Raw genomic sequence first — 25,492 nt, forward strand, 5'->3', positions numbered from 1 at the left:
GAAAGATCTCACGATGATCGTTCTGTCGCTGTGCGGTTGCGCTCGGGCCTGCAACTGCGACCCTGACCGACTTCCGCTACAGCCCGAAGTTCCCGGGCCCCCGACGTCGGAGATAACGCTCGAACTCGGCTGCGATGGCGTCGCCGTCGATCTTCGAGATCGCATCGCTGATGTCCACCTCGGCATCTCCGCGCTCCTCGAGCGTTCGAACGTATTCGCTGATTTCCTCGTCCTCGGCTGTCATTTCGTTGACGGCCTCTTCCCAGTCCTCGGCCTGGGAAGGGAGCTCACCGAGCGGAACTTCGATATCCAGTACATCCTCGACGCGCTGGAGTAACGCCACGGTTGCCTTGGGGTTGGGTGGCTGCGACACATAGTGCGGCACGGCTGCCCAGAACGAGACGGCCGGAACGCCTGCCTTGACGCATTCGTCCTGTAGGACACCGGTGATGCCCGTCGGCCCCTCGTATCGAGTCTGCTCGAGGTTGAAACGCTCGGCGGCTTCGACGCTGTACGCGCTTCCCGTCACCGGTACCGGTCGGGTGTGCGGGGTGTCTGCAAGCAGAGCGCCGAGGATGACCACGGTGTCCACGCCGAGCTGCTCGATGAACTCCAGCAGGTCGTCGCAAAAGCTTCGCCAGCGCATATTGGGTTCGATACCGCGCAGCAACACGACGTCCCTGCTGCTGCCGGGGGGCGAGCACACCGACAAGCGCGTCGACGGCCACTGTATTTCTCTCGTGACGCCCTCTACCTGTCGAATCGTCGGACGGTTCACCTGGTAGTCGTAGTAGTCCTCGGAGTCCAGCTCGGCCAACGGACTGGCATCCCAGATCAATTCCAGATGCTCGACGGCGCCACTCGCTGCGTCCCCCGCGTCGTTCCAGCCCTCGAACGCGGCCACTAGAATCGGGTCGCGCAGCGTGGGGAGGTCCGGCTCGACATCCGAATCTTCGTTTTCGGGGACGGAAAACGATGTGGCATTGGACACAGCATCGGAGACGGCTTCGAGCAGCGCTTCTGCAGCGTTGTCTGAATTGTCGCGTTCTGTAACGTCGTTGTCAGCTGGGATATTGCCGTCGCTGTTTCGGGGACTCACCACGACAGCCTACGACCAGCCCGGCCCGTCTTGGGTATCGCTGCGTGACCACTAGGCTGTAGCAATGCCTGCGCTACATAAGACCGGTCTGCTGGAAGCGATTCGTTCGCGCGTTGTCATCGGTGACGGTGCGATGGGGACTATGTTGCAGGACGCAGAATTGACGCTCGACGACTTCATCGGTCTCGAGGGCTGCAACGAAATTCTCAACGACACTCGTCCCGATGTGCTTCGTGAGATCCACCGCGCCTACTTCGATGCGGGCGCAGACGCCGTCGAAACCAACACCTTCGGTTGCAATCTTCCGAACCTGGCGGACTACGACATCGAGGACCGGATCCGCGAGCTGGCAGAGAAGGGGACACGCCTCGCGCGTGAAACGGCCGACGAGATGGGCCCCGGTCGTGATGGGATGGACCGATTCGTTCTGGGCTCGATGGGCCCGGGTACCAAACTTCCCACGCTGGGTCACGCGCCGTTCGCACGCCTACGTGACGCATATACCGAGGCCGCGCTCGGCATGATCGACGGCGGTGCCGATGCAATTCTCATCGAAACCTGCCAGGACCTGCTACAGGTCAAAGCGGCGATCATCGGTAGCCAGCACGCGATGGACAAGCTGGGTGCGCGCATTCCGATCATCACGCATGTCACCGTCGAAACCACCGGCACCATGCTCGTCGGAAGTGAGATCGGCGCCGCGCTCACTGCGCTGGAACCGCTCGGTATCGACATGATCGGGCTCAATTGCGCAACTGGACCTGCAGAGATGAGTGAGCATCTTCGGCATCTGTCGAAGCACTCGCGGTTGCCTGTGTCCGTCATGCCGAACGCCGGGCTGCCCACTCTGGGAGCCAGAGGAGCCGAATATCCGCTGACCGCGCCCGAGTTGGCGATCGCCTTGAGCGGCTTCGTCTCCGAATACGGCCTGTCACTGGTCGGCGGATGCTGCGGAACGACGCCCGAGCATATTCGTCAGGTCGCCGATCTCGTTCATGGCACCCGCCATGCCGAGCGCACGCCCACCCCGGAACCGGGTGTTTCCTCGCTCTACTCGGCCGTGTCCTTCGAGCAGGATTCCAGCATCCTGGTGATCGGTGAGCGCACCAACTCCAACGGCTCCAGGGCATTTCGCGACGCGATGCTCGCCGAGGACTACGAGAAGTGCCTCGACATCGCCAAGGATCAAACTCGCGACGGTGCACACATGCTCGACCTGAACGTCGACTACGTGGGCCGGGACGGGGCCGCTGACATGGCTGCACTCGCCAGTCGGCTGGCGACGGCATCCACGTTGCCGATCATGCTCGACTCGACCGAACCTGCCGTACTGAAAGCCGGATTGGAGCATCTCGGTGGTCGCAGCGCAGTCAACTCGGTCAACTACGAGGACGGAGCAGGCCCGGACTCGCGTTTTCAGAAGATCATGCGGCTCGTCAAGGAGCACGGTGCTGCTGTCGTCGCTCTGACCATCGATGAAGAAGGTCAGGCACGCACCGCCGAATGGAAGGTCCGCGTCGCCGCGCGCCTGATCGAGGACATCACCGGCAACTGGGGTCTTCGTCAGGAAGACATCATCGTCGACACACTCACCTTCCCGATTTCCACTGGGCAGGAAGAAGTGCGACGCGATGGAATCGAAACGATCGAGGCCATCCGCCAGCTCAAGGAACTCTATCCGCGGGTGCACACCACGCTCGGATTGTCGAACATCTCTTTCGGTTTGAATCCTGCTGCACGGCAGGTCCTCAACTCGGTTTTCCTGCACGAGTGCACCCAGGCCGGGTTGGACACGGCCATCGTGCACGCGTCGAAGATTTTGCCCATGAACAAGATCCCCGACGAGCATCGCGAGATTGCACTCGATCTGGTGTACGACCGTCGATCCGAGGGATACGACCCGCTGCAAAAGCTCATGCAGCTCTTCGAAGGGGTTTCGGCGGCGTCGGCGCGCGAGTCTCGTGCCGAAGAACTTGGCCGATTGCCGCTGTTCGAGCGGCTCGAGCGGCGCATCGTCGACGGCGAACGCAACGGACTCGAAGCGGATCTGGATGCGGGAATGAAGGAAAAGCCACCGCTGGAGATCATCAACGAAACGCTCCTGTCAGGCATGAAGACCGTGGGAGTGTTGTTCGGCTCCGGTCAGATGCAGCTGCCGTTCGTGTTGGCGTCCGCTGAGGTGATGAAGGCCGCTGTCGCGTACCTCGAACCCCACATGGAAGCGTCGGACGACGACGGCAAGGGGCGAATCGTCCTCGGCACGGTCAAGGGCGACGTGCACGACATCGGCAAGAACCTCGTCGACATCATTCTCAGCAACAACGGGTACGAGGTCGTCAACCTTGGGATCAAACAGCCGATCGCGACAATTCTTGAAGCGGCGATCGACAAGCGTGCCGACGTCATCGGCATGTCGGGACTGCTGGTCAAATCCACGGTCGTCATGAAGGACAACCTGATCGAACTCAACAACAGGGGAGTCGCCGAGAAGTTTCCGGTGCTGCTCGGTGGCGCAGCCTTGACGCGCTCCTATGTCGAGAACGATCTACAGGACGTCTACCAAGGCGATGTCCACTATGCCCGCGACGCGTTCGAGGGTCTCAGCCTGATGGACACCATCATGACTACCAAGCGTGGAGGTGGACCGGCGCCGGACAGCCCGGAGGCGTTGGCGGCCAAGGCGAAAACCGAAGAGCGCAAGGCCCGCCACGAACGTTCACGTCGAATCGCCGAGCAGCGCAAGGCGAACGAGGTTCCTATCGTGGTGCCGGAGCGTTCGGACGTCGCGACGGATATCGAGACTCCGACTCCGCCGTTCTGGGGGACTCGCATCGTCAAGGGCGTGTCGTTGTCCGACTACTCCGAGCTCCTCGACGAACGCGCACTCTTTCTCGGCCAGTGGGGTTTGCGTGGCGCACGCAAGGGCGAAGGAGCAACGTACGAGGACCTCGTCGAGTCGGAAGGCAAACCGCGACTGCGGTATTGGCTGGATCGTCTCAGCACCGACGGCATCCTCGCGCATGCGGCCCTCGTCTATGGATACTTCCCAGCGGTCTCGGAAGGTGACGACGTCGTCGTACTGACCGAACCGCGCGTCGATGCGCCCGAACGATTCCGGTTCACCTTCCCACGTCAGAATCGGGATCGATTCCTGTGCATCGCCGACTTCATTCGGTCGCGGGAAGACGCCACGAAAACTGGTCAGGTGGACGTCCTTCCGATGAATCTGGTCACGATGGGGCAGCCGATCGCGGATTTCGCAAACGAGCTGTTCGCTGCGGACTCGTACCGTGACTACCTCGAAGTGCATGGCATCGGTGTGCAGCTGACCGAGGCGCTCGCCGAGTACTGGCATCGCCGAGTCCGTGAAGAACTGAAGCTTTCCAGTGGTGCGAGTGTTGCGGCCGAGGACCCGACCGAGGCCGAGGGATACTTCAAACTCGAATACCGTGGTGCGCGTTACTCGTTCGGTTACGGTGCATGCCCCGACCTCGAGGATCGAATCAAGTTGGCTGCACTTCTCGAACCCGAACGGATCGGCGTCAATCTGTCGGAGGAACTGCAACTGCATCCGGAGCAGTCCACGGACGCATTCGTTCTTCATCACCCGGAGGCGAAGTATTTCAATGTCTGACTCTTCTGACCGCCGTCTGCGGGCTGTGCTGTGGGACATGGACGGAACGTTGCTCGATTCCGAGAAGATCTGGGACGTCGCGGTCGAGGAACTGTCCCTCGATCTCGGACGTGAACTGACGCCGGAGGTTCGCGAGAGCACTCTCGGAAATTCGATGCAGGACGCCCTCCGCACAGTGTTTGCCCACACCGGCACCGAGGTGAGCGACCAGTCGCTGGCCACCGCAAGGAACTGGCTCACCGACCGTGTCGCTGTGTTGTTCGCCGAGGGAATCTCGTGGCGCCCCGGTGCCAAGGACGCACTTCAGCTAGTCCGCGATCTCGGCCTCAGGTCTGCTCTGGTGACCAACACCGAGCGGGGCCTGGTCGAGTACGCGCTGGACACCGTCGGCCGTGACTACTTCGACGCCACTGTGAGCGGCGACGAAGTCGAGGCCGGCAAACCGCATCCTGCGCCCTATCTCCGCGGGGCCTCGTTGCTCGGTGTCGCTCCGGAGGACTGCCTCGCTGTCGAAGACTCACCGACCGGATCGTTGTCCGCTCATCGCGCAGGTTGTTCCGTGCTTTTTGTGCCCTCCGAACTCGCAGTAACCCCTCGTGCGGGTTATGTCGTACGCAGCTCGCTCGTCGGGCTCACCGCCGACGAACTCTCATCGGCGTGGTGCGATGCGCGTTCCACTACTTCGTCATGAAAGAATCACAACCCGTGAAGACCTTCGAATCCCTGTTCGCCGAGCTCACCGATCGTGCCGCGACACGCCCTGAGGGTTCCGGCACCGTCGCTGCGTTGGATGCAGGCGTGCATGCGCAAGGAAAGAAGATCCTCGAAGAAGCAGGCGAAGTGTGGATCGCCGCGGAACACGAGAGCGACGAAGCGCTCGCCGAGGAGATCTCCCAGCTTCTGTATTGGGTTCAGGTGTTGATGGTGGGTAAGGGCCTCGAACTCGAAGATGTTTACCGACATCTGTGAGCTCCGCCCCGACGATTCCCGACCGACACCCCGAACAGGAAAACTCCATGTTGCGTGTAGCAGTTCCCAACAAAGGCTCGCTCTCCGAATCCGCCGCTGAAATTCTGTCCGAGGCCGGTTATCGGCGCCGGACCGACGCTCGTGATCTCACAGTCCTCGATCCAGCCAATCAGGTCGAGTTCTTTTTTCTGCGCCCGAAAGATATCGCCATCTACGTCGGCTCCGGCGAGCTGGACCTCGGCATCACCGGCCGCGACCTTGCACTCGATTCAGGTGCCCCGGTCGATGAGCGTTTGGCCCTCGGCTTCGGGCGATCCAGCTTCAGATACGCTGCGCCAGCAGGAAAAGAATGGACTGCGGAGAGCCTCGACGGACTCCGAATCGCAACCTCGTACCCGAACCTCGTACGAGCAGACCTGGCTCGTCGCGGCCTTACTGCGGAGGTCATCCGACTCGACGGCGCCGTCGAGATCTCCATCCAGCTCGGTGTCGCCGATGCCATCGCTGATGTCGTGGGCTCCGGTCGTACCTTGCGGCAACATAATTTGGTCGCGTTCGGTGAGTCCCTGTGTGATTCGGAAGGTGTTCTGATTTCGCGGGCGGGTAGCGAGGACACCGACAAGGTTCGCAAGCAGTTGATCGCTCGCGTGCAAGGCGTCGTGTTCGCTCAGCAGTACCTCATGCTCGATTACGACTGCCCGAAGTCCATTCTTGACGAGGCCGTCAAGATCACCCCCGGCATCGAATCCCCGACGCTCTCACCGATGGTCGACGACAACTGGGTTGCGGTGCGGGCAATGGTGTCTCGCAAGGTGCACAACAGCGTCATGGACGAGCTGGCGGACCTGGGAGCCAAAGCTATTCTCGCTTCGGATATCAGGTCCTGCCGCGCCTTCTGACCGGGTCGGTTCTCGCCCCTAAGGGCGCGGTCTGACCAGCACTGTCTGTGCGATACGTCCGATCGGCCCTCGTTCGTCGTGTAGCACACCGGAAGACATTGCGAACCCATCTGGGCCGGTAGACGTTTCGGCCGAAATCCCAACCCACTCACCCTCCGGTACGCGGAAGATGTGGACGGTGAGATCGGTATTGAGGAAGGTCCACCGGTTCAGGTCCAGTTTGGCACCGATACCGTTTGCGATATCGGCAATCGAGAACAATCTTTCGAGGGGCGTCATCTCTTCGCCCAATACCAAAGCTGGTGTAGGCCTGGCCCATACCTGTCCTGGTCCGTTACCGCCCAGTTCGGTGAGCGCGAAGATCTCGATGTTGTCGAGATACCCGGACTTCCACATTCCTCCCCAGTTGTGACTTATCCCCTCCGACAGGGGTTTCAAGGACGAGTCGGCTTGGTGGGACTCGCTCGAGGTGTCGACTGTGGTCATCCGCCACGCCGTACCTCGGGCAACCGCGCGTTCGACACCCTCGCGGACAACACCGTCCCGATCGACTCGGTCAGGAGACCGAGCCCATAATTCGGCAACGACGAGTTCGATGTTCGCGCCCGGTCGATCGACCCAGGAACGAACCTCGATGTCCGAGATGGGCACGGGGCCGAGCAATTCGACGACGACCCGGCTCACGAGTACGTCCTCGCGCGGTGCGACGCGCTCGAGAGCCCGAACGAGCAAAGCCGACGGGGGTGCGCCGTGCTGCATGGTCGGTGCCCACAAGCTCACCGTACGACGTGTCGTGGAGAACACCTCGTTGCCCTGAGCATTGAGCCCTAGGGGCACGAAGAATGCGTCCGGCTCGTTCTCGGCAGCGGGGGTCGCGGAGTTCGGGGTGTGCTCGCTCGAGGTCACAGGCTCATCTCCGAGACGAGCAAGTTCTGATCCTGAAGTTCGTCAGGCCACCCAGGATAGACCGGGGGAGTACCACCGAACTCAGGACACAAGGCCTGGTGATCGCACCACCCGCACAGTTTGGTTCGCTTCGGTCGAAAGTCGCCAGACTGCCCTGCTTCGAGAATTGCCTTCCATATCGCCGACAACATCCGTTCGAACCGAATCAATTCTTCCTCGTCGGGTGTGTAGGTAAGCGATTTCTTGTCACCGAGGTACATCAATTTGAGCTGGGAGGGTACGACGCTGCGCATCCGCATGATCACCAGTGCGTAGAACTTCATCTGGAAGAGCGCCTTGGCCTCGGTGAACTCGCGAGGAGACTTGCCGGTCTTGTAGTCGACGACGCGGACCATGCCATTGGGTGCAACATCGATTCGATCGATGAATCCGCGAAGAGGAGTGCCGTCGGCCAGTTCGATCTCCACTCGTTGTTCACAAGACTCCGGATCGAATCTGGTTGGATCTTCCATCTCGTAGTACCCGGCCACCAGCGCCCGCGCTTGGTCGAGAAGTGTCTCGCGTTCCTTACCTTCGAACAGTACGTCCAGTTCCGGTGATTCTTCGAGCACACGATCCCACGCTGGGGACACCAACTCGACCGCAGTGACGGAATCTCTTGTTTCGGTGGGCATTGCGTACAGCGCTTCGAGTGCAGCGTGAACGACGGTTCCCTTGACCTGAGCTGTGGTGGACTTCTCGGGAAGACGATCCACTGCTCGAAATCGGTAGAGCAAAGGGCACTGTTTGAAGTCGTTCGCGCGGGAAGGCGACAATGCGGGCCTACTCCGACGCGGACGTGGCTGCGCCGGCAATTCCAAAATACTCACATAGGGCAGGGTAAGCCCCTGCCCCGACAGAATCGGGGAAGGCCGTAGTCTGGGCGGTCGAGTCGCTTCCGAATTCTCGGATCGGCGGCCGTCTTCCCATGCAGATTTACGCGCGGGCGGATGGTTGAGTGCAAGTACTAGAAAGTGGGAATGGCTGTGTCTTCGGACGAGAGCGTGTCTTCGGGCGAAATCGAATCATCCGAGGAGGCTTTCGCATCCGACCCCGTTCCTGCATCCGACCCAGCTCCCACACACGATGCGACTCCTGAGCCCACCGAGAGTGCCGGACCCGCCAGGAGCGGACCGTTCCGCACCGGTGACAGAGTCCAGCTGACCGACGGCAAGGGCAGGCACTACACGGTGGTTCTCGAGCCCGGCAAGGAGTTCCATACTCACCGCGGCGGAATCACCCACGACAAGCTCCTCGGTGCCGACGAGGGCAGCGTCGTCACGTCCGTGAACGGCACGCCGTACTTGGCGCTGCGCCCACTGTTGACCGACTATGTTCTGTCGATGCCGCGCGGCGCGCAGGTCATCTACCCCAAGGACGCTGCGCAGATCGTCCACGAGGGCGACGTGTTTCCCGGAGCGCGAGTGTTGGAGGCCGGAGCGGGTTCCGGTGCGCTGACGTGTTCGCTGCTTCGGGCGGTCGGTTCCGAGGGCACCGTCATCTCGTACGAGATCAGGCAGGACCACGCCGACTATGCCGTGAAGAACGTCGAAACGTTCTTCGGCGAGCGGCCGTCGAACTGGGATTTGACCGTTGCCGACATCGATCAGTTCGCCGCGGACCATCCCGGTGAGACGGTGGACCGCGCAATTCTCGACATGCTCGCGCCGTGGGATGCCCTGCCCGCCGTCGCGGATGCGATCGTCCCTGGCGGGGTGTTGATCGTCTACGTCGCGACGGTAACGCAACTCTCACGCGTCGTCGAAGCTCTGCGCGCGCAAGAATGCTGGACCGAACCGAAGTCGTGGGAGTCCATCGTCCGCGGTTGGCACGTCGTGGGATTGGCAGTGCGCCCCGAGCATCGAATGCAGGGGCATACCGCATTCCTGATCAGCGCTCGCAAACTGGCAGCCGGTACCGTTACCCCGAAGCCTCAGCGCCGATCCGGCAAGGGCTGACGGACCCTGGCAACTCGAACCCGGCCGAGGCCAGGTTCGAGTTCCGAAGCTGTCGGCGCCGCACACGGTGGACGTTGTTTCGGGTTTCTCGACGGTGGAGTCCGAACTGTGATCAGCGTGATCGGAATCCTCGCTGTCGCTACAACCGGTAACGGCCATCACTGTTGCGCGGTTGCAATCAGCACCGAGAAACCTCGCATCTTCACTGGTAGAGCTTCTTTCGGGCGGGGCTCTCGGGTTACTAGGCAGGCGAGGCCAACATGGCTCTACGAAGTCTTCGATGGCTCTATTCGTCACCCGGTCGACAACACTCGAACGTGTCCACACGCGCTTTGGGCGCTGTGCCGGTAGCGTTGAAAGATCGGACTGGGAGGAGTCGCTCATGAGCTCAACAGACAATCCAGAATCGGCTGCGGCACGGGCGGAACTCGACGAGCTTCGTACCGAGGCTTCGGCACTACGGCGACAACTCGGTCAACTCGGGGAATCGCCGGAGCGTGTTCGTGAACTCGAGACCCGCATCGATTCGCTGTCGCTACGAAACTCGAAGCTGATGGACACCCTCAAGGAGGCGCGTCAGCAACTCATCGCGCTGCGTGAAGAAGTCGATCGGCTCGGACAACCCCCCAGCGGCTACGGCATCTTGATGGCAGTGCACGAAGACGACACGGTGGACGTGTTCACGTCCGGACGCAAAATGCGGCTGACGTGTTCGCCCAACGTCGAGGCAGAATCACTGGCGCCCGGCCAGACCGTGAGGTTGAACGAGGCGCTGACGATCGTCGAAGCGGGATCGTTCGAGCAAGTCGGGGAGATCTGTTCTCTCCGAGAGTTGCTCGGCGACGGCAGCCGCGCTCTGGTCGTGGGTCACGCAGACGAAGAGCGCGTGGTGTGGCTCGCCAAGCCGCTGTTCGACATGGTCAACGACACCCTTCCCCAAGATCCGGACGAGCCGTCCCGCAAACTGCGCCCCGGCGATTCGCTCCTGGTCGATACCAAAGCCGGGTACGCGTTCGAGCGTGTACCCAAGGCCGAGGTCGAAGATTTGGTGCTCGAAGAAGTGCCGGACGTCGGATATGAAGATATCGGTGGTCTCGGCCGCCAGATCGAGCAGATCCGCGACGCGGTGGAGCTTCCGTTCCTCCACAAGGATCTGTTCCGCGAGTACTCCCTGCGGCCACCCAAGGGAGTACTGCTCTACGGCCCACCCGGCTGCGGTAAAACGCTGATCGCGAAGGCTGTCGCGAACTCGCTTGCGAAGAAGATCGCCGAATCTCGCGGCCAGGATGCCAAGGAAGCGAAATCGTTCTTCCTGAACATCAAGGGTCCCGAGCTGCTGAACAAGTTCGTCGGTGAGACCGAGCGGCATATCCGGATGATCTTCCAGCGTGCGCGTGAAAAGGCATCCGAGGGTACGCCCGTCATCGTGTTCTTCGACGAGATGGATTCTATCTTCCGTACCCGTGGCTCCGGGGTGTCCTCGGATGTCGAGACAACGGTCGTCCCACAGCTTCTCGCCGAGATCGACGGCGTCGAGGGACTCGAGAACGTCATCGTCATCGGTGCGTCCAACCGTGAAGATATGATCGATCCGGCGATTCTTCGTCCCGGTCGGCTCGATGTGAAGATCAAGATCGAGCGCCCCGATGCCGAGTCGGCTCAGGACATCTTCTCGAAGTACCTGACCGATTCACTACCGGTCAATGCTGATGACCTCGCAGAATTCGGCGGAGATCGGACTGCCTGCATTCGGGCGATGATCGAACGTGTGGTGGACCGAATGTATGCGGAAAGCGACGACAATCGGTTCCTCGAAGTGACCTACGCCAATGGAGACAAAGAAGTCCTGTACTTCAAGGACTTCAATTCCGGTGCCATGATCCAGAACATCGTCGATCGTGCGAAGAAGTACGCGATCAAGTCTGTTCTCGAGTCGGGAACCCCAGGACTTCGCGTTCAGCACCTCTTCGACTCGATTGTCGACGAATTCGCCGAGAACGAGGACTTGCCCAACACCACGAACCCGGACGACTGGGCTCGGATCTCGGGGAAGAAGGGCGAGCGGATCGTCTACATTCGCACCCTGGTCACCGGCAAGAACGCAAGTGCTTCCCGCGCGATCGATACCGAATCGAACACGGGGCAGTACCTGTAGCAACCGAGTTTCTCGACAGGAAGATCGTCGTCCAGAACTGCTCGACACACACGCCGCTCGTTCGGTAGGTGCGCCGAGCAGTTCTGATTTCGCGAGGAAACGGCACGTCGCCCTCGGTGATACGTCGCAATGTCGCGACGGTATCGATCCGGTCCGGCCTGGTCGTTCGATTGCAGACCCGACCATCACCTAGGCTCGGATGTATGGAGCGCATCATTGGCATCGAGGTCGAGTACGGAATCTCCTCCCCAACCGATCCAACGGCCAACCCGATTCTCACGTCCACTCAGGCAGTGCTGGCCTATGCCGCCGCAGCCGGGGTACCTCGGGCGAAGCGAACCCGCTGGGACTACGAGGTCGAGTCGCCCCTGCGTGACGCTCGTGGATTCGATCTCGGCCGTTTCAGCGGACCTGCGCCGATCATCGATGCCGACGAGATCGGCGCCGCAAACATGATTCTGACCAACGGTGCACGGCTGTACGTCGACCACGCACATCCGGAGTACTCGGCACCAGAAGTACGCGATCCGCTCGACGCAGTCATCTGGGACAAGGCAGGCGAGAGGGTGATGGAGGCCGCGGCACGGCATGCCTCGAGTGTGCCCGGTGCCCCGCGGCTCCAGCTGTACAAGAACAACGTCGACGGCAAAGGCGCGTCGTACGGAACTCACGAGAACTACCTCATGTCCCGCACGACCCCTTTCTCGGCTGTCATCGCCGGCCTGTCTCCGTTCTTCGCATCCCGTCAGGTCTTCACCGGATCGGGTCGGGTAGGTATAGGTCAGTCCGGCGATGAAGCAGGCTTCCAGCTCTCGCAGCGCGCCGACTACATCGAGGTCGAAGTAGGCCTCGAAACGACCCTCAAGCGCGGAATCATCAATACCCGGGACGAACCGCATGCCGACGCAGACAAGTACCGGAGACTGCACTGCATCATCGGCGACGCCAACCTTGCCGAGATGGCGACCTATTTGAAGGTGGGAACGACAGCGCTGGTCCTCGACATCATCGAGGCAGGCGTCGATCTCTCGGACCTTCAGCTTGCGCGTCCCGTCACCGCAGTTCACCAGATCAGCCACGACCCGACCCTGCGGCAGACCGTCGCACTCACCGACGGTCGAGAACTGACCGCATTGGCATTGCAACGGATCTACCATCAGCGCGTCGCCAAGTTCGTAGCCGGAGAGGGCAACGACGACCCACGGGTTGCGGACATCCTCGAGAAGTGGGCGATGGTCCTCGACCTACTCGAACGCGACCCGATGGAATGCTCGGATCTGCTCGACTGGCCGGCGAAACTCCGCCTGGTCGAAGGGTTCCGGCAGCGCGAAGGCCTGGGATGGTCAGCGCCACGGCTGCATCTCGTGGACCTTCAATACTCGGATGTGCGGCTCGACAAGGGCCTCTACAACCGACTCGTGGCGCGCGGATCCATGCAGCGTCTCGTTACCGAGCAGCAGATCCTCGACGCAGTGAGCAACCCACCGACCGACACCAGGGCCTATTTCCGCGGTGAGGTCCTACGTAAGTTCGGCGCCGATATCGCAGCCGCAAGCTGGGACTCGGTGATCTTCGACCTCGGCGGCGATTCGCTGGTGCGAATACCGACCCTGGAACCGCTGCGTGGAAGCAAAGCGCATGTCGGGGCACTCCTCGAGTCCGCCGAGACTGCCGCCGAGCTCGTCGAACAACTCACCAGCTGACCCACGCGGCTCTCACTCCGCAGGCTCCGCTCCTGCTCATCTCGGTCACTCCGCAGGCTCCGCTCCTGCCTGACCGGAGTCACTCCGCAGGCTCCGCTCCTGCTCATCTCGGTCACTCCGCAGGCTCCGCTCCTGCTCATCTCGGTCACTCCGCAGGCTCCGCTCCTGCCTGACCGGAGTCACTCCGCAGGCTCCGCTCCTGCTCATCTCGGTCACTCCGCAGGCTCCGCTCCTGCCTGATCTGGTGTCTTGCCGCCCGTCCCAGCGCCGAATCGGTAGGGTGAAGGTCCGAGCAGGTACTGCGAATACGTAAGGAGGTCGGCGACTATGGCTCGAGAGCAGACACGACGCTCTGGCGGTGGCGACGGCGACGACGAGGTCCCCGGTGAGGCCGGCGGTGGTCAGGAACGGCGCGAGAAGCTGGCAGAGGAAACCGACGACCTACTCGACGAAATCGACGACGTGCTCGAGGAAAACGCCGAAGACTTCGTACGTGCTTACGTTCAGAAGGGCGGCCAGTGAGGTTGGACCGGACGGCGTCCGCGCTCGATGATCTGCTGCCGACTTTCGGCTCGCATCATTCTTCGTTCACCGACCACCTACGTGATCATGCACCGCACCTGCTTCCGGGGAATCGATTTTCGCCGGAAGCAGGTGCGGATCCACACGGAAGCGCAGGCGATTTCGTGACGATGTCGGATCTGGCGCCCCACGGCACGACCATCGTCGCGGTTACCTTCGCCGGTGGCGTTCTCATCGCAGGCGATCGTCGTGCGACGCAGGGCAACCTCATCGCCAACCGAGACATGCAGAAAGTCTTCGTCACGGACGAATACTCGGCGGCGGGCATTGCCGGGACTGCAGGTATCGCAATCGAACTCGTGCGTCTGTTCACCGTCGAACTCGAACACTACGAGAAGATCGAGGGCGTTCCGCTTACGTTCAACGGTAAGGCGAGCAAGCTGTCTTCGATGGTCCGCAGCAATCTGGGTGCCGCAATGCAAGGCCTGGCAGCAGTGCCACTGCTGGTCGGATTCGACGTCGACGCAGCCGATCCCGAGGTTGCTGGTCGCATCGTCTCGTACGACGTGGTCGGCGGCCGGTACGAAGAACGATCCGGTTATCACTCGGTAGGTTCGGGATCGCTATTCGCGAAATCGGCGCTGAAGAAGCTGATTTCGCCGGCCATGGACGAGGAAGCCGCGCTGCGTGCGGCTGTGGAGTCCCTCTTCGATGCAGCAGACGACGACTCCGCGACTGGCGGACCGGACGTGACGCGCGGCATCTACCCGACTGCCGTCACCATCACCAGTGTCGGTGCGGTTGACGTTGCCGAATCTCGAATTGCCGATGCCGCTCGGGCAGTGATCGCCGAACGCGCTCAGGACGGGGGGCTTTTGTCATGACGATGCCGTATTACGCATCTGCCGAGCAGATCATGCGCGATCGCTCGGAGCTTGCACGCAAAGGCATCGCACGAGGTCGAAGCGTCATCGTCTTGACCTTTGCCGAGGGTGTGTTGTTCGTCGCCGAGAACCGCTCTTCGGCACTCCACAAGGTCAGCGAACTCTACGACCGACTCGGTTTCGCAGCTGTAGGCAAGTACAACGAGTTCGAAAACCTCCGCAAGGCTGGGATTCTGCACGCTGATACCAAGGGCTACACCTACGACCGGCGTGACGTCACCGGACGTTCTCTCGCCAAGACCTACGCCCAGGCGCTCGGCACGATCTTCACCGAGCAACTCAAGCCGTACGAGGTGGAGATCTGTGTTGCCGAGGTAGGCCACTCCGACGAGCCGGCGTCGACGCAGCTGTACCGAATCACCTATGACGGTTCGATCGTCGACGAGAAAGAGTTCGTCGTCATGGGCGGCACTACCGAACCGATCGTGACCGCGCTGCGCACGTCCTACCGGCAGGGGCTCGACCTCAGCGCCGCGGTGAGGATTGCCGTCGATGCACTTGCTCAGGGCACGGTGTCGACGACTTCGACCGCGAACGGAACCGACTCCGAGAAGAAAGTTCTCGAAGTCAGTTCCCTCGAAGTTGCCGTTCTCGATCAGGCTCGCCCGCGGCGAGCGTTTCGACGCATAGCGGGACCGGCGTTGCAGGAAATGTTGCCCGATCTCGCCTCGAGTTCCGAGTCCTCGATGCCTGATTGAGTTAGTGCGGACCGGCCTCGTGCGCTACCTGTCACGGTAGAGTACGAGGCCGTTGTCGTCGCTGGAGAAGGTGAAATCACTACCGTCAGCGGTTACTTCACCGTCGGTCGCGAGTGCAACCTCCGAGCCGGTGACCTTCACACTCAACGTTCGAGCAACGGAATGCACATAGGTTGCCGAATTTCCTAGCGTGCCGGTCAACGCTGCGATCAGCAGTCGCGTGCGCGACAAAAACGGCTTCGATGGAAGATACCGAACATCGAGCGTGCCAGAACCGATGGAGCGTCGAGACATCGGAACCTGATCACTGGGGTGGTACTGGCCGTTGCCGACGAACAGCATCCACACCGATTGAGGCAGGCCGTCGAGGGAAATTTTCAAGGGTTCCGCCGCCGCCAGAACACCGATCATCGCTACCGCCGCTGCCGGCCATTTACCGATCTTGCCTTCCAAGCGTTCTCGAAGTCGTACGGAATCCGGATACCCGCCGAACGTTGCCGTATTGACGAAATGCACAGACCGAGCGCCGTCGACGATCACCGATGCGAGATCGACCCGCGATGCGAATCCACTCTCGATGGCATGCACCGTCGCTTCGACGCTGGCTACCCCGGCGTCTCGGGCGAAATGGTTGAGCGTTCCACCAGGGAATACTGCAAGCGGGAGTCCGTGTGCAACAGCTGATTCCGCCACGCTGACGATCGTGCCGTCACCGCCGCAGACTCCCAGCGCCCGCGGTCTGCCTCCGCTGATGCGTTTCTCGAGCTGTTCGTTGAAATCGGTGTCGCTATCTGGGGTGAATTGTTCGGCCTCGGGAAGCAGCTTGCTGATCACGGCGGACATGTCGTCGTCCGTCCCGGAACCAGGGTTGGTGAGGACGAGTAGTCCTCTTCCCTTCGGCAACGCAGGCGCTTCGATGGAAGTGCCGAGCTCTGCTGCGTCCTCTGTGCGAACCGCCCACCACCTTTTGGTCGACAGCGCGATACCCGCACCCAGAGCAGCGCCGGCGACAACGTCGGATGGCCAATGGACGCCCGTGTGCACCCTCGAATAGCAGACTGCGGCTGCGAGCGGAGCCACAAGCGCTCCTGCCAGCGGTGATTCAAGGGACACCCCGACGACGAATGCTGCCGCCGACGCGGAGTGCCCGGATGGGAACGAGGACGACTCGGGTGGGGACAGCAGGCGCCGGACGAGTGGAGTGCGCTCGAACCCTGGCCTGGTCCGCGGTAGGAGTGGCTTGAGAATGCCGTTGGCGACTGCACTTGCGCCGGCGACAGCAAGAAGTCCGCGAACAGCGCCACGACGCGTCGGGCCGGGGCGGGCAGCAAGCAGGCCCGCTGAGGCCGCCCACAAAAGACTGTGATTCGCGGCCGTACTGAGTTCGCGCAACACTGGATCGGCAGCGGACGCGCGGCTCACGGCAATGCGATCGAACACTCTTACGTCCCAGGTATGGATCAAGTCGGGTAGTCGCGATGGCCTGTGCTTCACAGTTCAAGCCTATGCGGACCGAGTGGACACGACCGAAGTCGGCACGTTCGGACCCCAGGTGGGTGCTTGGTCGTTGTACTGTCGAAGTGTGCAACGACGAATTATGGGCATCGAGACCGAGTTCGGTGTGACATGTACCTTTCACGGGCACAGGCGGCTGAGTCCCGACGAAGTGGCCCGCTACCTGTTTCGCCGCGTCGTGTCCTGGGGCCGTAGCTCCAACGTTTTTCTTCGCAACGGTGCGCGGTTGTACCTCGACGTCGGTTCGCATCCGGAGTACGCGACGGCCGAGTGCGACAGCCTTCTGCAGCTCGTCACACATGACCGAGCCGGTGAACGCGTGCTCGAAGACCTGCTGATCGATGCGGAGCAGCGTCTCGCCGAAGAAGGTATCGGCGGTGATATCTATCTGTTCAAGAACAACACCGATTCGGCCGGAAATTCCTACGGCTGCCACGAGAACTATCTGGTGGCACGCGCAGGGGAGTTCTCCCGAATCTCCGACGTCTTGCTGCCTTTTCTTGTGACTCGCCAATTGATCTGTGGTGCCGGCAAGGTATTACAGACCCCCAAAGCTGCGACGTTCTGCCTCTCTCAGCGGGCTGAACACATCTGGGAAGGCGTGTCCTCCGCGACTACGCGCTCGCGACCGATCATCAACACCCGGGACGAACCACACGCCGATGCCGAGAAGTACCGGCGACTACATGTCATCGTCGGTGACTCGAATATGTCCGAGTCGAGCACCATGCTCAAGGTCGGTACCGCTGCGCTCGTTCTGGAAATGATCGAGGCGGGCGTCCCCTTCCGAGACTTCGCTCTGGACAACCCGATTCGGGCGATTCGCGAGGTAAGCCACGATCTGACCGGTCGGAAGCCGGTCCGCCTGGCCGGTGGACGTCAGGCCAGCGCATTGGAGATCCAGCGTGAGTACTACGCGCGAGCTGTCGAACACCTGAAGTCCCGCGAACCGGACCCACAGGTAGAGCAAGTGGTCGATCTGTGGGGCCGAACTCTCGACGCCGTCGAAGCGCAGGACTTTGCGAAGGTCGACACCGAGATCGACTGGGTGATCAAGCACAAGCTGTTCCAGCGTTACCAGGATCGCTACTCGATGGAACTGTCGGATCCGAAGATCGCTCAGCTCGACTTGGCGTACCACGACATCAAACGCGGTCGCGGGGTGTTCGACGTTCTTCAACGCAAAGGCTTGGTCAAACGAATCACCGAAGACGAACAAATCGACGAGGCGGTCAATTTGCCACCGCAAACGACTCGCGCGAAGCTGCGAGGCGAATTCATCACCGCCGCGCAGGAAGCAGGACGCGACTTCACCGTCGACTGGGTACATCTCAAGCTCAACGACCAGGCACAGCGCACCGTGCTGTGCAAAGATCCGTTCCGTTCGGTCGACGAACGCGTGGAGCGTTTGATCGCTTCGATGTAGCGGGTCAGGTATCGACCATTAGGCTGCCATAGTGGCGATCACCAAAGTCGAGCGGTTGATGAACCTGGTCATCTGTCTCCTGTCGACGCGGCAGTTCGTGACCGCGGAGCGGATCCGAGACAGCGTCGCAGGGTACGGAGACTCGGGGACCGACGAAGCGTTCAGTCGTATGTTCGAGCGAGACAAGAACGAACTCCGCGATCTCGGCGTTCCGTTGGAGACTGGATTAGCTGCTGGCTCGGGAGGGATCGAGGGCTATCGGATCAATCGAGACGCCTATGAGCTTCCAGACATCGATCTCAGCCGAGAAGAAGCTGCAGCCGTCGCCGTCGCCGTTCAATTGTGGGAGTCCCCAGAGTTGACTTCTGCAGCGCAAAGCGCGCTCCTCAAGCTACGTGCCGCCGGCATTCAGGTCGATCAGGACCAATCGGCGGCATCGGTCACCGCGGTTCCAGCGCGGACCAGAGGCTCCGAACCTGCGCTCGGTGCCTTGCTCTCGGCAATCGACGCGGGGCGGTCGGTCCGTTTCCTGCATCGAGGATCGACTACAGACCCGTTCGTCACTCGCACCGTGCAACCGTGGGGCGTCGTCACGTTTCGTGGGCGGTGGTACCTGGTGGGGCACGACGTCGATCGCAACGACACTCGGACGTTCCGGTTGTCGCGGATCGGCGATGACGTTTCCACGTTCGGGCGCACAGGAAGCGTTCGTAAGCCCGAGGGCATCGATCTTCAATCCATAGTCGAACGAGTTGCAGGAACCGCGGAGGTCAGCGGATCGGCAACCGTCTGGGTTGTCGACGACGCTGCATTCGAGATCAGAAGACTAGGAACTGCGCTGGAGGAACGCACCGTCGGCGGAAGAAGCGGATCGGTCGTGCAGATCCCGGTCCGTTCGTGGGAATGGGTGACCCGGCTCGTGGCGGGCCACGGGGGTGACGCTTTGGTGCTGGACCCGCCAGAGCTACGCGCCGACGTCATTCGTGCACTGCGTTCAGCTGCGGTCGAGGCGTCACGGTGAGCGCGCGACTGTCGGTGCGGTTGGCCCGACTCCTGAACATGGTGCCTTTTTTCCTGGCCAATCCAGGCCTGAGCGCAGCCGAAGCAGCACGCGAGCTCGGCGTATCCACCACGACCCTGATGACCGATCTGAATCAGCTCTGGATGTGCGGATTGCCCGGTTACGGCCCCGGAGATCTCATCGACCTGTCCTTCTCGGAAGAAAGCATCGAGGTGACGTTCTCTGCTGGAATCGATCGTCCGTTGAGGCTGACGTCGACCGAAGCCACGGCCCTACTCGTCGCACTTCGTTCATTGACTTCGATGCCGGGGATGGTGGATCCGTCAGCTGCGCAGCGAGCGATCGCGAAGATCGAGGATGCAGCAGGAGCTGCTGCCGCCAACGTCCCCCGATCATCCGGGCAGGATACGGAGACATCGGCACCGGAGAGCGCGGCCGCGGCCGCCATCCGCTCTGCCCTTCGGAATCGACATGCACTCGAATTGACCTATTATTCCGCTTCGCGTGACGCCGTGTCCGAACGAATCGTCGATCCGATCCGAACTGTCCTGATCGACGATCACAGCTACCTGCAGGCTTGGTGCCGTCGCGCCGAGGGAGTGCGACTCTTTCGATTCGATCGAATCGACAGCGCAGGCGAGCTTTCCGAACCGTCGCGCCCGCCCGAGGGTGCACCACAGGACGACAGTTTCGAGATCTTCAATGACGATCCGTCGCTCCCACAGGCACTTCTCGAGATCCAACCAGATTTCGTGTGGGTGATGGACTACTACCCGATGACTCAGGTAGGTGCTGCGGCAGATGGCTCGATCACGGTGACGATGCGATTCGCGACCTTGGCGTGGATGACCCGTTTGACGCTTGGCTTCGGTACGGGGATCGCTGTGCTGGGACCGCCGGAACTGCAGCGCAGCGTCAACGAACGTGCCCGGACCGCGCTGGCTGCCTATGCTGAGCTCGGTGAATGATTCGAAGAGGTTGTTCGCGTCGCTCGAGATCAATGAACTGACAGTTAACACTCGATTTCTTCGGGTCCGACTAGGTCTGATGTCGGGTACGCTCGAGATATCTGATTCTGGGAGGTATACATGGGAGCCTTGAGCCCGTGGCACTGGGCCATCGTCGCGGTGGTTGTCGTAATTCTGTTCGGTTCCAAGAAGCTGCCCGAAGCAGCTCGGGGACTGGGACGCTCGCTGCGCATCTTCAAGAGCGAAGTGAAGGAAATGCAGAACGACGGTAAGGCCGAAGCTCCTGCCGCTCGACCTGCCGCGCCAGGCCTGCTCGATCCTGCGGTGCCGGTCGACCCGCACTCCGTTGACGCTCATCCCGTCGACGGCGTGAGCAGCCGACCTGACACCAAGTCGGCCTGAGAAGAACGATACGTAGCAAACCGGGGTGCTGATCAGCACCCCGGTTCACTGCTGAGCGAAGACAGAGAATGCGAATCCCGTTCGACCCAAGGCGAAGCAAGCGCCGACTGAATCCCGACGGCACGATGTCGTTGGTCGATCACTTGTACGAGTTGCGGACTCGGTTGATGTGGGCTCTGCTCGCCGTTGCCGTGACGACGGCCTTCGGCTTTTTTTGGTACTCGCACACCTTGTTCGGCACCGAGAGCCTCGGTGACCTACTACGCGGTCCTTACTGCTCGCTCGATCCGAGTTTGAGAGCGAATCTGAGCAACGACGATTCGTGCCGCTTGCTGGCTACTGGCCCATTCGATCAGTTCCTCCTCCGATTCAAGGTCGCGTTCACCGCCGGCGTCGTGTTGGCGTGCCCTATATGGCTCTACCAGTTGTGGGCGTTCATCACCCCGGGTCTATACGCGAAGGAACGCGGCTATGCGATCGCGTTCGTGTCTTCAGCTGCTGCACTGTTCGTCGCAGGTGCGATCCTCGCGTACTTCGTCGTGGCCAAGGGCCTGCACTTCTTGTTGTCCATCGGCGACAACGTTCAGATCACGGCGCTCAGCGGTGACCAGTACTTCGGGTTCTTGATCAACTTGCTGATCATTTTCGGTGTCAGCTTCGAGATTCCGCTCCTGGTGGTGGCGTTGAATTTCGTCGGCATCTTGACCTACGAACGATTGAAAGCATGGCGCCGCGGACTGATTTTCGGACTGTTCGTCTTCGCTGCGATCGCAACGCCCGGTCAAGACCCGTTCTCGATGTTGGCGTTGGCGTTGGCACTTACGATCCTGTTCGAAATGGCAGTGCAGATCGCTCGCATTCACGACAGGCGTAAATTGCGCAAGAGTAGCGAGGAATGGGGTGATGTATCCGATGACGAAGCATCGTCGATCGATTTCACTGGATCCATCGAATCACCGAACAAGGTCGAGTCACCGAGCAAGGTCGAGGCACCCCGTCAACCTCAGCAGGACTTCACCGACACGATCTGACGTGATGGAGTGAGCGTCTCGACCTCTGAATTGCAGAAGTTCGCGGGTGAGCTGAGCTTTCCACTCGATCGCTTTCAAATCGATGCCTGTACGGCATTGGAGGCGGGCCACGGCGTTCTGGTATGCGCCCCCACCGGTGCCGGTAAGACGATTATCGGTGAGTTCGCCGTTCATCTCGCCCTCGCATCGGGTCGCAAGTGCTTCTACACGACCCCGATCAAAGCGCTGAGCAATCAGAAGTTCGCCGAGCTGACGGCAAGGTACGGCCGGTCGACTGTCGGCCTGTTGACCGGCGACTCGAGCATCAATCCCGATGCTCCGATCGTCGTGATGACGACCGAAGTCTTGCGAAACATGCTTTATGCCAACTCGAATGCCCTTCGGGGACTGTCCCATGTGGTCATGGACGAGGTTCACTATCTCGCCGATCGGTTCAGGGGTGCGGTGTGGGAAGAGGTGATTCTTCATCTCTCGCAGGACGTTCGACTGGTCAGCCTGTCGGCCACCGTGAGCAACGCCGAGGAGTTCGGCGCGTGGATGGAGACGGTGCGGGGAGATACCACCGTCGTGGTGGACGAGAATCGACCGGTGCCGTTGTCGCAGCACATCATGGTCGGCCGCCGGTTGTTCGATTTGTTCGACAGTCGCGCTCACTCCAGCGGGGGTGCGGCAAAACCTGTCGTCGACCGCGATCTGGTCCGCCATGTGAAGGAAAGGCAGTCACTCGATTACGTCGACAGATGGCAAGCGCCCCATGGAAGAGGACGCGGGCGGGGTGGACACGGTGCGAGTGCGAACAATCGACCTCTGCCGCGGCCCGAAGTTATCGCTCGGCTCGACCAGGAGGGTCTACTCCCTGCAATCACTTTCATCTTCAGCCGTGCCGGTTGTGACGCTGCGCTGACGCAATGTCTGCGTTCCCGGTTGGTTCTCACGACGCCGGAGCAGGTCGAAGAGATTCGCTACATTGTCGAAAAACACACCTCCGAGCTTCCTCGTCAGGACCTCGAAGTACTCGGCTTCTGGGAGTGGCGCGAGGCTCTCGAGCGAGGGCTCGCCGCCCATCACGCGGGTATGCTGCCGGTCTTCCGCCATACAGTCGAGGAGCTGTTCGTCAAAGGCCTGGTCCGGGCGGTGTTTGCCACCGAAACATTGGCTCTGGGCATCAATATGCCAGCACGCACCGTCGTGCTCGAGAAGCTGGTCAAGTTCAATGGTGAGTCCCATGCGGAATTGACTCCGGGGGAGTACACCCAGCTGACGGGTCGAGCGGGACGTCGTGGCATCGATATCGAAGGTCATGCGGTCGTACTGTGGCAGCCGGGAACCGAGCCGACCGAAGTAGCGGGTCTGGCATCGACCCGCACTTTTCCGCTACGGAGCTCATTCCGTCCGGGCTACAACATGTCGATAAATTTGGTCGAACAATTCGGGGCTGCCGACTCACGCGCATTGCTGGAACGCTCGTTTGCGCAGTTCCAAGCGGACCGATCTGTCGTCGGGCTTGTTCGCGGCATCGAGCGTAACGATCAGACTCTGACCCAATTGGGTGCGCGACTGGGCGGGCCGGAGGGTGAATACTTCGAATACGCCAAGCTGCGCGAACGACTGAAAGACCGCGAAAAGACCCTCGAGCGTCAGGGACGACAGGACCGACGGGACAATGCCGTCGAATCGCTACGGAGTCTCAAGCGTGGTGACGTCGTGTCCGTTCCCAGCGGGAAGCGCAGCGGGTTGGCCGTTGTCCTCGAGCCCGATGACGATCTCACCGATCCTCGGCCGTTGGTTCTGACCGAGGACAAGTGGGCCGGACGAGTGTCGGCTGCCGACTTCCCCTCTCCTGCAGACTCATTGGGTGCGATGCGTTTGCCCCGCTATGTCGATCATCGAACGGCGAGGACTCGGCGTGATTTGGCAGCGGCGTTGCGTTCGACCGGAATCTCCGTGCCATCGGATCACCGACGCCGTAAATCCACGGCGACCGACGACCGCGAACTTGCCACGTTGAGGCGGAGCATACGTTCGCATCCGGTTCATTCGAGGTCCGATCGTGAGGAGCTCGGCCGAGTGGGCGAGCGGTACAACAGGCTTGCTCGTGAGAATGAATCGATGCGCCGCAAGGTGTCTGCCACGACCAATTCCTTGGCGCGCACATTCGACCGGATTTTATCGCTGCTTGCCGAAAGGGAATACATCACTGCCGGTCGTACACCCGAGGTGACGGGTAACGGTTCGCGGTTGAGCCGCATCTACTCGGAATCGGATCTGCTTGTCGCCGAGTGCCTGCGGCAACGCCTCTGGCTCGGCCTTGCGCCCGCCGAACTCGCTGCCGTTGTGTCCTCGGTCGTGTTCGAGTCACGGCAGGAAGGCGACTCGACTCCACAGGGGCCAACCGGACCTGTGCGTCATGCTCTGACCGAGACGGTTCGGGTATGGACGGAATTGCGTGCCGACGAGATTCGACACTCCCTGCCGCCGACACGTGAACCCGATATGGGGTTTGTGAAAGCCGTATATCGCTGGGCCAGCGACAGCTCGCTCGTAGATGCTCTCGTCGCTGCAGGGGACAACGGAAAAGCTCTGTCCGGGGGTGATTTCGTTCGATGGTGCCGACAGGTCATCGATCTACTCGACCAGGTACGTCTGGCTTCGCCGGATCCGGAGATATCCAAGACGGCAGCTCGCGCTGTCACTGCCTTACGACGTGGTGTTGTCGCAGTCGATGCGGCGTGAGTGAATTCCGTTAAGGTGTGACGACATCGAATCAAGTGGAGGCGAGATGACCGGCCCTTACGGTCCGAACAACCCTGATGAGCAGTGGTCGCGCAATCAGGGGCAACGGGAAGAACCAGCGTCGGAGACCCCTTCTGGTGGTGAACTCCCTGCGACCGGTCAGCCGTGGGATCAACAGGTACCCGGTCAGCAAGCATGGGGCCAAGCCGGACCTACATCGGGCCAACCGACTCAGGGCTACCTGCAGCAGCCGCCCTATCCACAGGGGCAATACCCGGCGCAGCCCCAGGGGCAGGGTAACTATCCAACTCAGTCCTACGAGCAGGGCCAGTTCCCGCAGGGGCAGTTCCCGCAGGGGCAGTATCCGCAGGGCCAGTTCCCGCAGGGCCAGTTCCCGCAGGGCCAGTTCCCGCAAGGTCAGTTCCCGCAGGGCCAATTTCCCCAGGGGCAGTATCCGCAGGGCCAAAACCCGCAGGGCCAGTACGGGGGCATGTATCCCGGTCAGCAGCAGCCCGGTCAGCAGCAGTGGAATCCAGGTGGACAATCACCGCAGGGCACCAAGTCGAAGACACCCCTGTTCCTGATCGGCGGTTTGGTCGTTGCAATTCTTCTCATCGGTGGGGTGCTTTTTGCCACCTTGGGTGGAACGAAGACCCTCGATACTGACGCTGCCGAGGCCGGAATCGAAGAGATCGTCTCCGGAACCTACGGTGCCACAAGCGTTTCGAACGTAGATTGCCCCAGCGGCCAGGCCGTCGAAAAAGGTGCATCTTTCGATTGCTCGGTGCGAGTCGATGGCATCGACAAAAAGGTGACGTTGACGTTCACCGATGACAGCGGAACCTACGAGGTTTCACGTCCCCGCTGACG

The 25,492-nt window shown here is 61.2% G+C and carries 21 protein-coding genes; 17 read left to right on the plus strand and 4 right to left on the minus strand.

Going from position 1 to position 25,492, the window contains the following annotated elements:
• Positions 1-76: 76 nt before the first annotated feature.
• Entirely contained in the window at positions 77-922 is an 846-nt protein-coding gene (locus tag QMK32_RS18110; protein WP_222438178.1) for a PAC2 family protein, read from the minus strand.
• Between the two features lie 241 nt (positions 923-1,163).
• Here QMK32_RS18110 and metH point away from each other — a divergent pair, with 241 nt between their 5' ends.
• From metH to hisG, 4 genes are read left to right on the plus strand one after another with little or no spacing between them, the layout of a single operon-like run.
• Positions 1,164-4,733 (plus strand): methionine synthase, encoded by a 3,570-nt coding sequence (gene metH, locus QMK32_RS18115; protein WP_283476539.1) that lies wholly within the window; start codon positions 1,164-1,166, stop codon positions 4,731-4,733.
• Positions 4,726-5,424: an HAD family hydrolase gene (locus tag QMK32_RS18120; RefSeq protein ID WP_283476540.1), complete on the plus strand. Its 699-nt coding sequence runs from the start codon at positions 4,726-4,728 to the stop codon at positions 5,422-5,424. The genes metH and QMK32_RS18120 overlap by 8 nt, the downstream gene beginning before the upstream one ends.
• Positions 5,421-5,702 carry a phosphoribosyl-ATP diphosphatase gene (locus QMK32_RS18125; protein WP_179142431.1) on the plus strand — a complete coding sequence of 94 codons (282 nt, stop codon included), beginning with the start codon at positions 5,421-5,423 and terminating at the stop codon, positions 5,700-5,702. Before QMK32_RS18120 ends, QMK32_RS18125 begins: the two co-directional genes overlap by 4 nt.
• Positions 5,703-5,749: 47 nt before the next feature.
• A complete protein-coding gene (gene hisG, locus QMK32_RS18130) occupies positions 5,750-6,601 on the plus strand; it encodes an ATP phosphoribosyltransferase (RefSeq protein ID WP_084348888.1) in 852 nt (283 codons plus the stop codon).
• 18 nt (positions 6,602-6,619) lie between these two features.
• Here the strand turns inward: hisG and QMK32_RS18135 are convergent, their stop codons facing one another.
• Both QMK32_RS18135 and QMK32_RS18140 read right to left on the minus strand, forming a co-directional pair.
• Positions 6,620-7,507, minus strand: a complete 888-nt coding sequence (locus QMK32_RS18135) for a thioesterase family protein (protein ID WP_502943680.1) — start codon at positions 7,505-7,507, stop codon at positions 6,620-6,622.
• A complete protein-coding gene (locus QMK32_RS18140) occupies positions 7,504-8,376 on the minus strand; it encodes a RecB family exonuclease (RefSeq protein ID WP_349307573.1) in 873 nt (290 codons plus the stop codon). Before QMK32_RS18140 ends, QMK32_RS18135 begins: the two co-directional genes overlap by 4 nt.
• A 150-nt stretch (positions 8,377-8,526) precedes the next feature.
• Between QMK32_RS18140 and QMK32_RS18145 the strand changes: the two genes are divergently transcribed.
• The 6 genes from QMK32_RS18145 to prcA all read left to right on the plus strand — a co-directional run bounded on the left by QMK32_RS18145 (position 8,527) and on the right by prcA (position 15,526).
• A complete protein-coding gene (locus QMK32_RS18145) occupies positions 8,527-9,504 on the plus strand; it encodes a tRNA (adenine-N1)-methyltransferase (protein WP_283476541.1) in 978 nt (325 codons plus the stop codon).
• Between the two features lie 382 nt (positions 9,505-9,886).
• Positions 9,887-11,659: a proteasome ATPase gene (gene arc, locus QMK32_RS18150; protein WP_269305792.1), complete on the plus strand. Its 1,773-nt coding sequence runs from the start codon at positions 9,887-9,889 to the stop codon at positions 11,657-11,659.
• Positions 11,660-11,862: 203 nt separating this feature from the next.
• Positions 11,863-13,362 (plus strand): depupylase/deamidase Dop, encoded by a 1,500-nt coding sequence (gene dop / locus QMK32_RS18155; RefSeq protein ID WP_283476542.1) that lies wholly within the window; start codon positions 11,863-11,865, stop codon positions 13,360-13,362.
• 327 nt (positions 13,363-13,689) lie between these two features.
• Positions 13,690-13,884 carry a ubiquitin-like protein Pup gene (locus tag QMK32_RS18160; RefSeq protein WP_084348893.1) on the plus strand — a complete coding sequence of 65 codons (195 nt, stop codon included), beginning with the start codon at positions 13,690-13,692 and terminating at the stop codon, positions 13,882-13,884.
• The gene (prcB, locus tag QMK32_RS18165; RefSeq protein ID WP_283476544.1) at positions 13,881-14,768 is read left to right on the plus strand and encodes a proteasome subunit beta; all 888 of its coding nucleotides are present in this window, start codon (positions 13,881-13,883) and stop codon (positions 14,766-14,768) included. The genes QMK32_RS18160 and prcB overlap by 4 nt, the downstream gene beginning before the upstream one ends.
• On the plus strand, positions 14,765-15,526 hold the full coding sequence (prcA, locus tag QMK32_RS18170; protein WP_283476545.1) for a proteasome subunit alpha: 762 nt from the start codon (positions 14,765-14,767) through the stop codon (positions 15,524-15,526). Before prcB ends, prcA begins: the two co-directional genes overlap by 4 nt.
• Positions 15,527-15,550: 24 nt before the next feature.
• On the opposite strand, the gene QMK32_RS18175 is transcribed toward prcA, so the two are convergent.
• The gene (locus QMK32_RS18175) at positions 15,551-17,020 is read right to left on the minus strand and encodes a bifunctional phosphatase PAP2/diacylglycerol kinase family protein (RefSeq protein ID WP_283476546.1); all 1,470 of its coding nucleotides are present in this window, start codon (positions 17,018-17,020) and stop codon (positions 15,551-15,553) included.
• Between the two features lie 88 nt (positions 17,021-17,108).
• Here QMK32_RS18175 and pafA point away from each other — a divergent pair, with 88 nt between their 5' ends.
• The 7 genes from pafA to QMK32_RS18210 all read left to right on the plus strand — a co-directional run bounded on the left by pafA (position 17,109) and on the right by QMK32_RS18210 (position 25,490).
• Positions 17,109-18,467, plus strand: coding sequence for a Pup--protein ligase (gene pafA, locus QMK32_RS18180; RefSeq protein ID WP_283476548.1), 1,359 nt, complete (start codon positions 17,109-17,111; stop codon positions 18,465-18,467).
• 31 nt (positions 18,468-18,498) lie between these two features.
• Entirely contained in the window at positions 18,499-19,488 is a 990-nt protein-coding gene (locus tag QMK32_RS18185; protein WP_283476549.1) for a helix-turn-helix transcriptional regulator, read from the plus strand.
• Complete coding sequence (locus QMK32_RS18190) at positions 19,485-20,456, plus strand: helix-turn-helix transcriptional regulator (protein ID WP_283476550.1); 972 nt, start codon at positions 19,485-19,487, stop codon at positions 20,454-20,456. The genes QMK32_RS18185 and QMK32_RS18190 overlap by 4 nt, the downstream gene beginning before the upstream one ends.
• A gap of 120 nt (positions 20,457-20,576) precedes the next feature.
• On the plus strand, positions 20,577-20,858 hold the full coding sequence (gene tatA, locus QMK32_RS18195) for a Sec-independent protein translocase subunit TatA (RefSeq protein WP_502943681.1): 282 nt from the start codon (positions 20,577-20,579) through the stop codon (positions 20,856-20,858).
• Between the two features lie 68 nt (positions 20,859-20,926).
• Positions 20,927-21,889 carry a twin-arginine translocase subunit TatC gene (gene tatC, locus QMK32_RS18200; RefSeq protein WP_283476551.1) on the plus strand — a complete coding sequence of 321 codons (963 nt, stop codon included), beginning with the start codon at positions 20,927-20,929 and terminating at the stop codon, positions 21,887-21,889.
• A 9-nt stretch (positions 21,890-21,898) separates the two neighbouring features.
• Positions 21,899-24,622 (plus strand): DEAD/DEAH box helicase, encoded by a 2,724-nt coding sequence (locus QMK32_RS18205; protein ID WP_283476552.1) that lies wholly within the window; start codon positions 21,899-21,901, stop codon positions 24,620-24,622.
• Between the two features lie 46 nt (positions 24,623-24,668).
• Positions 24,669-25,490 carry a DUF4333 domain-containing protein gene (locus tag QMK32_RS18210; RefSeq protein ID WP_283476553.1) on the plus strand — a complete coding sequence of 274 codons (822 nt, stop codon included), beginning with the start codon at positions 24,669-24,671 and terminating at the stop codon, positions 25,488-25,490.
• Positions 25,491-25,492 lie beyond the last annotated feature (2 nt).

Source organism: Rhodococcus sp. H29-C3 (assembly GCF_030063405.1).
GTDB lineage: Bacteria > Actinomycetota > Actinomycetes > Mycobacteriales > Mycobacteriaceae > Rhodococcoides.